4 protein-coding genes are annotated in these 6148 nt (G+C 60.7%); all 4 read left to right on the forward strand.

The features are described 5' to 3' along the window. The first annotated feature begins 144 nt into the window (after positions 1-144). The 4 genes from T18_RS04130 to pssA all read left to right on the forward strand — a co-directional run bounded on the left by T18_RS04130 (position 145) and on the right by pssA (position 5900). The gene (locus T18_RS04130) at positions 145-2148 is read left to right on the forward strand and encodes a LysM peptidoglycan-binding domain-containing protein (RefSeq protein ID WP_038490495.1); all 2004 of its coding nucleotides are present in this window, start codon (positions 145-147) and stop codon (positions 2146-2148) included. 109 nt (positions 2149-2257) lie between these two features. Beyond that, on the forward strand, positions 2258-4144 hold the full coding sequence (locus tag T18_RS04135) for an ABCB family ABC transporter ATP-binding protein/permease (protein ID WP_038490492.1): 1887 nt from the start codon (positions 2258-2260) through the stop codon (positions 4142-4144). A 164-nt stretch (positions 4145-4308) separates the two neighbouring features. Further along, the gene (locus T18_RS04140; RefSeq protein WP_003512305.1) at positions 4309-5007 is read left to right on the forward strand and encodes a phosphatidylserine decarboxylase; all 699 of its coding nucleotides are present in this window, start codon (positions 4309-4311) and stop codon (positions 5005-5007) included. Between the two features lie 23 nt (positions 5008-5030). Then, entirely contained in the window at positions 5031-5900 is an 870-nt protein-coding gene (gene pssA / locus T18_RS04145; protein ID WP_003512304.1) for a CDP-diacylglycerol--serine O-phosphatidyltransferase, read from the forward strand. Positions 5901-6148: the final 248 nt, after the last annotated feature.

Here is a 6148-nt window from a genome sequence, read left to right on the forward strand (position 1 = left end):
CTATGCCGGATGCGACACGTCAAGAAAATTTGGGAAATCCCTTGCAAATATGGCCTTTTACGGCCACGCCGCTTGTCTGGGGCAAGGTAAGACGCTAGCAATCTGAACTCGTGTAAAAAGCTTACAATACCCGGAGATTCCAGGATGAAAAACAATAAAGCCGGTTTGCTGGCACTGATCGTGCTGGGCATCGCGTCCCTGCTCATGATCTTTTTCGTCCTGCCGAGAATTTCCAATGACGGCAAACCCATCGGCGATGCCATCAACGAAGCGGGCAACGCAGTGAAGAACAGCGTTGAAATGGGCAGCGACAAGGCGGGCGACATCCTGTCCGACGCCGCTCAGGAGACCGCCAATATCGCCGACAAGGTCGGGCGCCTCGCGGCTTCCGCAACCCAGTCGATCAAGGATCTGACCACGCTTTTCGCCGATAGCAAGGTTCCGTCCGACGCCGACTTTGCGGCAGCACGCAAGAAGGTCGAGGCATCGCTCAAGGAACTGACCAATATCGAAATTCCCGAGACGCTCGATGAAACGACGTCGCGCCTCATCACCACGGCGCGCACTGCGGCCGAACGCACCACCGCTTTCCTGCGCGGTCTGCCGGATAGTGCAGCGGCGGCGGCAGCACAGGTCCGCCGTCTGGCGGGCGTCTTCACCGGCACCGACGATGGCGCTGCACAGCAGACCCAACCCGCCGCTCCTGCCGCCGATGCAGCGCAGTCCACATCGGGCGCACCGACCTTTGACGTGCTTCGCGTCGAGCCCGATGGTTCGGCTGTGGTCGCAGGCAAGGCACAGCCCGGCTCTAAACTGGAAATTCTCAGCAACGGCAAGGTGATCGCGCAGACGACCATCGACGGATCGGGCGATTTCGCCGCCGTTTTTGACAATCCGCTACCACCGGGCGACCATGAGCTGGTGCTGCGCTCGACCGACGCCAGCGGCAAGGCAACACAATCCGAAGAAGTCGCAACCGTCTCCGTGCCCAACGGCAAGGCGGGCGAACTCCTGGCAATGGTGTCCAAGCCCGGTGAAGCAAGCCGCGTGCTGGCAATGCCGGAGGCGGCACCTTCAGCACTCCAGCCTCCGCAAGCCGCGCAACCGGGTCAGTCGGCAACAGCTGCCGCCACCACGACGCCCGCGCCTGCCGCTGGTACCCCGGCTCCGTCCGCTGCCGCAGCTCCTCTGACTTCGACCGTTCAGGTAACCGCCGTCGAATTCGAAGGCTCGAAGATTTTCGTTGCGGGTTCCGCGCCTGCCGCTTCGAGCGTGCGCGCGCTGGTCGACGACAAGGAAATCGGCAAAAGCACCACGGAGGCCTCCGGCCATTTCGTCATCGAGGGCAATGTCGATCTTTCCGTCGGCAGCCATATCATCACTGTCGAAGAGCTGAATGCCGACGGCACGGTGAAGGTGCGCGTGCGCGTTCCATTCGAGCGCCCGCAGACCGACCAGGCAACCGTCGCCATGCAGGCACCGTCCGCAACGCCATCCGCCGCCACGACGACCGCGCCCGCTGAAAACCAGAGCACGGCAAGCGACCGCGCTGCCTTCGAAAAGCTGCGCACGGATGTCGCCAAGGCCTTCGGTATTCTGTCCAATCTCTATAAGGATCAGGCTACACCGGCGCTCGACCAGGCCATTGCCGGCCGCTCCGCCGTGGTGATCGGCCTCAAGTCGCTCTCCGAGTTCCGCACTGCCGCAGGCACCGAGCCGTCCTTTACCGCCTTTGCCGGCGATATCGCCGCCAAGGCACGTCAGCTGCTGACATCGGTAGAGGCATGGCCGAACGACGTTGCCGGGATCGGCAAGGGCATCGCCACGCTGGCAAGCCGCCTTGCCGACCTCCACATCATCGCGCAGCCCGCACCTGCACCGCAGGCGCCCGCCGGTCCGCAGACGTTCGAGCAGCCGCCACTTGCCGAAAGCCAGAACAGCGTCATCATCCGCCGCGGCGATACGCTGTGGCAGATTTCCCGCCGCGTTTACGGACAGGGCGTGCGTTACACCACGATCTACCTCGCCAACGAGGATCAGATCAAAAATCCTGACCTGATCGAGCCCGGCCAGATTTTCGGTGTGCCGGAGAAGGCCCTGCCGAATGCGGAAGAACTTCATCGCAAGCGTCTGAAGAGCGGTTCCTGATCGTTCAAGACATTGCGGTGACCCCGCAACAACCCTACCTGTGACAAGCACGGCGGCTTTCCAGAGCCGCCGCCCTGCTGTCGGCTTCCGGCAGTGCCCGGAGCAAATGATGGCCACCAAGAAAAAAACCATTTCGGCGGATTCCAGCAATCCCACGCAGACCCTCATCAACCTCTGGCCCTATATGTGGCCGGAAGGCCGCCTTGACCTGAAAATGCGGGTGATCTGGGCGACGGCGTTTCTCGTTGTCGCCAAGCTGGTGCTGATCCTCGTTCCCTATTTCTTCAAATGGGCAACGGATGCGCTGAACGGCAAGCTGGACATGGTCGGGCTGGTTCCGGCCTTCCTGCTCGGTGCTGTCGCGCTTGTCATCGCCTATAATCTGACGCGGCTGATACAGGTCGGGCTCAACCAGCTGCGCGATTCGCTGTTTGCCAGCGTCGGCCAGCATGCCGTGCGCCAGCTCGCCTACCGAACCTTCGTGCACATGCACCGGCTTTCCCTGCGTTTCCATCTGGAGCGCAAGACCGGCGGGCTTTCGCGGGTTATCGAGCGTGGGACCAAGGGCATCGAAACCATTGTCCGTTTCACCATTCTCAACACCGCACCGACCTTCATCGAATTCCTGCTGACGGCGATCATTTTCTGGACCTCCTACGGCTTTTCCTATGTGCTGGTCACGGTTGTCACCGTCTGGGCCTATATCTGGTTCACCGTGCGGGCCAGCAACTGGCGCATCTCCATTCGCCGCGCCATGAACGACAGCGATACCGACGCCAACACCAAGGCGATCGATTCACTGTTGAACTTCGAAACCGTCAAATATTTCGGCAATGAGGAGATGGAGGCGAAGCGCTTTGACGTCGCCATGGAGCGTTACGAAAAATCGGCGATCTCGATCTGGACGTCGCTCGGCTGGCTGAACTTCGGCCAGGGCGTGATCTTCGGCATCGGCTCCACTGTCATGATGGTGATGTCGGCGATGGCCGTGCAACGCGGCGAGCAGACCATCGGCGATTTCGTGTTCATCAACGCGCTTCTGCTGCAGCTTTCGGTACCGCTGAACTTCATCGGTTTCGTCTATCGTGAAATTCGCCAGGGATTGACCGACATCGAACAGATGTTCGAACTTCTCGAGGTCGAGGCCGAGGTTACCGACAGGGCGGATGCGAAGCCGCTTGTGGCCGGACCGGGTGCCATTTCCTTCCGCGACGTGCATTTCGCCTACGATCCGGAAAGACCGATCCTGAAGGGCATTTCCTTCGATGTGCCTGCGGGCAAGACGGTGGCGATCGTCGGTCCTTCGGGTGCCGGAAAATCGACGATCTCGCGGTTGCTTTATCGTTTCTACGATATTCAGGAAGGCGCCGTCACCATCGACGGGCAGGACATTCGCGACGTGACGCAAAAGAGCCTGCGCTCGATGATCGGCATGGTGCCGCAGGATACCGTGCTGTTCAACGATACGCTCGCCTACAACATCCGTTACGGACGCCCTTCGGCAACGACCGAGGAGGTCACGGCAGCGGCGGATGCGGCCCAGATCAGCGCTTTCATCGGCAAACTGCCGGAGGGTTACGCCACCATGGTTGGCGAACGGGGCTTGAAACTTTCCGGCGGCGAAAAGCAGCGCGTGGCGATTGCGCGAACCATTCTGAAAGCGCCGCCGATCCTCATTCTCGATGAAGCGACCTCTGCGCTGGACACCCACACGGAACAGGAAATCCAGAGCGCGCTTGATATCGTTTCGAAAAACCGCACGACGCTGGTCATCGCCCACCGCCTCTCCACCGTCATCAGCGCTGATGAAATCATCGTGCTGAAGGAAGGTTTGATCGCCGAGCGCGGAACCCACGCCTCGCTGATGGCACAGAACGGGCTTTATGCCTCGATGTGGAGCCGCCAGCGCGAAGCCATCCGGGCAGAGGAAATGCTGCGCCATGTTCGCGAAACCGACGATCTTGGCGTTGTTGACCGCGGCGAACCCGCGCATTGACGGGCATAAACCCCTGACAACAGGGCGGCACACCAACCGGACCATTGCCGGGCGGGGAGTTTGGCTGTAACCAGCTAAGCGAACTTTGTCGCATGCCCGTATGGATGATGTCGTATCACGACCATATAAAGACGCGGCAGGCGGAAACCGGAGCAAGGAAACTTATGAATCTGTTCGACACCATTCGCAACACCATCGTACCGATCCACAAGGAAGGCTACGTCTTCGTGGCCGCCTTCTTCGTGGCATCGCTGGTGCTCGGCTGGATATCCGAACCGCTGTTCTGGGTCGGCCTGGTGCTGACGGCCTGGTGCGCCTACTTCTTCCGCGACCCCGAGCGCGTGACGCCGCAGGATGACGACCTGATCATCAGCCCTGCCGATGGCAAGGTGTCCGCCATCCAGACCGTCGTTCCGCCGCTGGAGCTGGAACTCGGCAAGGAGCCGATGGTGCGCATTTCGGTGTTCATGAACGTGTTCAACTGCCATGTGAACCGCGCGCCCGTGCGCGGCCGCATCGTCAATGTCGCCTACCGCCCCGGCCTCTTCCTCAACGCGGAAGTTGACAAGGCCTCCGAAGACAATGAGCGCAACGGCCTCGTCATCGAGACAGCGCATGGCAAGGTTGGCGTGGTGCAGATTGCCGGCATGGTCGCCCGCCGTATCGTCTGCTGGGTCAAGCCGAATGAACCAGTTGATGCCGGCGAGCGTTTCGGTCTTATCCGTTTCGGTTCGCGCCTCGATATCTTCCTTCCCGAAGGTTTTCAGCCGCGCGTTTCGGTGGGCCAGACGGCAATTGCCGGCGAAACGGTTCTGGCCGAGTTCGGCTCCGCCAAGGGTCCGGTCCTTAGCCGTCGCGGCTGACGAAAACAGGAAGGGCATGCGCCATGGAAACGCCGATCTCGGAGCCGCAACAGAACGGAAAACATGAGGGCCGCAACGACAGCGGCCGTGGGCCGCGCCTGAGGGAAATTCCCTTTCGCCTCGTGATACCCAACCTCATCACCGTTCTGGCCATCTGCGCGGGCCTGAGCGGCGTGCGCCTCGCCATTGAAGGTCGGTTCGAGCTGGCCGTGGGCATGGTGCTCCTTGCCGCCTTCCTCGACGGCATCGACGGGCGCATCGCCCGGATGATGAAGGCGACATCCAAATTCGGCGAACAGATGGATAGTCTGGCAGACATCGTCAATTTCGGCGTCGCCCCTGCCCTCGTCGTCTATATCTATATGCTCGATCAGGCGCGTTCGATAGGCTGGATCGCCGCCCTCATCTACGTGATTGCCGCAGGCCTTCGTCTGGCGCGCTTCAATGTCATGATCGAGCGCCCGGTGAAGGCGCCGTGGCAGAACGAATTTTTCGTGGGCGTTCCGGCGCCGATGGGCGCCATGCTGGTGCTCCTGCCTGTTTATCTCGGCTTCCTTGGTGTCGAGCCAGGCAAGCCCTTCGCCTATATCGCCGCCGCCTACACCGTGTTGATCGGTTATCTTCTCATCAGCCGCCTGCCGGTCTGGTCGGGGAAGTCAGGTACCAGCCGCATTCGCCGCGATCTGGTGCTGCCGATGATCCTCGTCGTCGTGCTTTACGTCGCGATGCTGATGAGCTTCACCTGGGAGGTACTGGTTCTGACGGTTGCTGCCTATCTCGTGTTCATCCCCATCAGCGCCCGCCTCTGGCACCGCCGTTATGGCACGCTGACGATTGAGGAGGACGCGCATGACGACGCCAATGGCGGCAACGGCCTTGATCGCGGTATTTGAAACCGCAGGTATTATTTTTCTCCGACGAACCGTCGTTTGATGTGACACAAAATGTCGCAGCCCGAAAAGCGGGCTTCGCTTTCTTTCGCCTCGAATCCGTCAAGATTACCCACGAGAGAAGTAGCTCACACGCATCGAAACGGCGATTGACGTGAATTGTGGAGAAAGAGAAATGACGAACGAGACGAAGGCACAGCCGCAGGCGAAGCCCGACCTCAACAGCCACTACCGACCGCTCGGACTGAAGG

Origin of the sequence: Rhizobium sp. TBD182, from assembly GCF_001950375.1 — a bacterium.
In the GTDB taxonomy this organism is placed as follows: Bacteria; Pseudomonadota; Alphaproteobacteria; order Rhizobiales; family Rhizobiaceae; genus Agrobacterium; species Agrobacterium tumefaciens.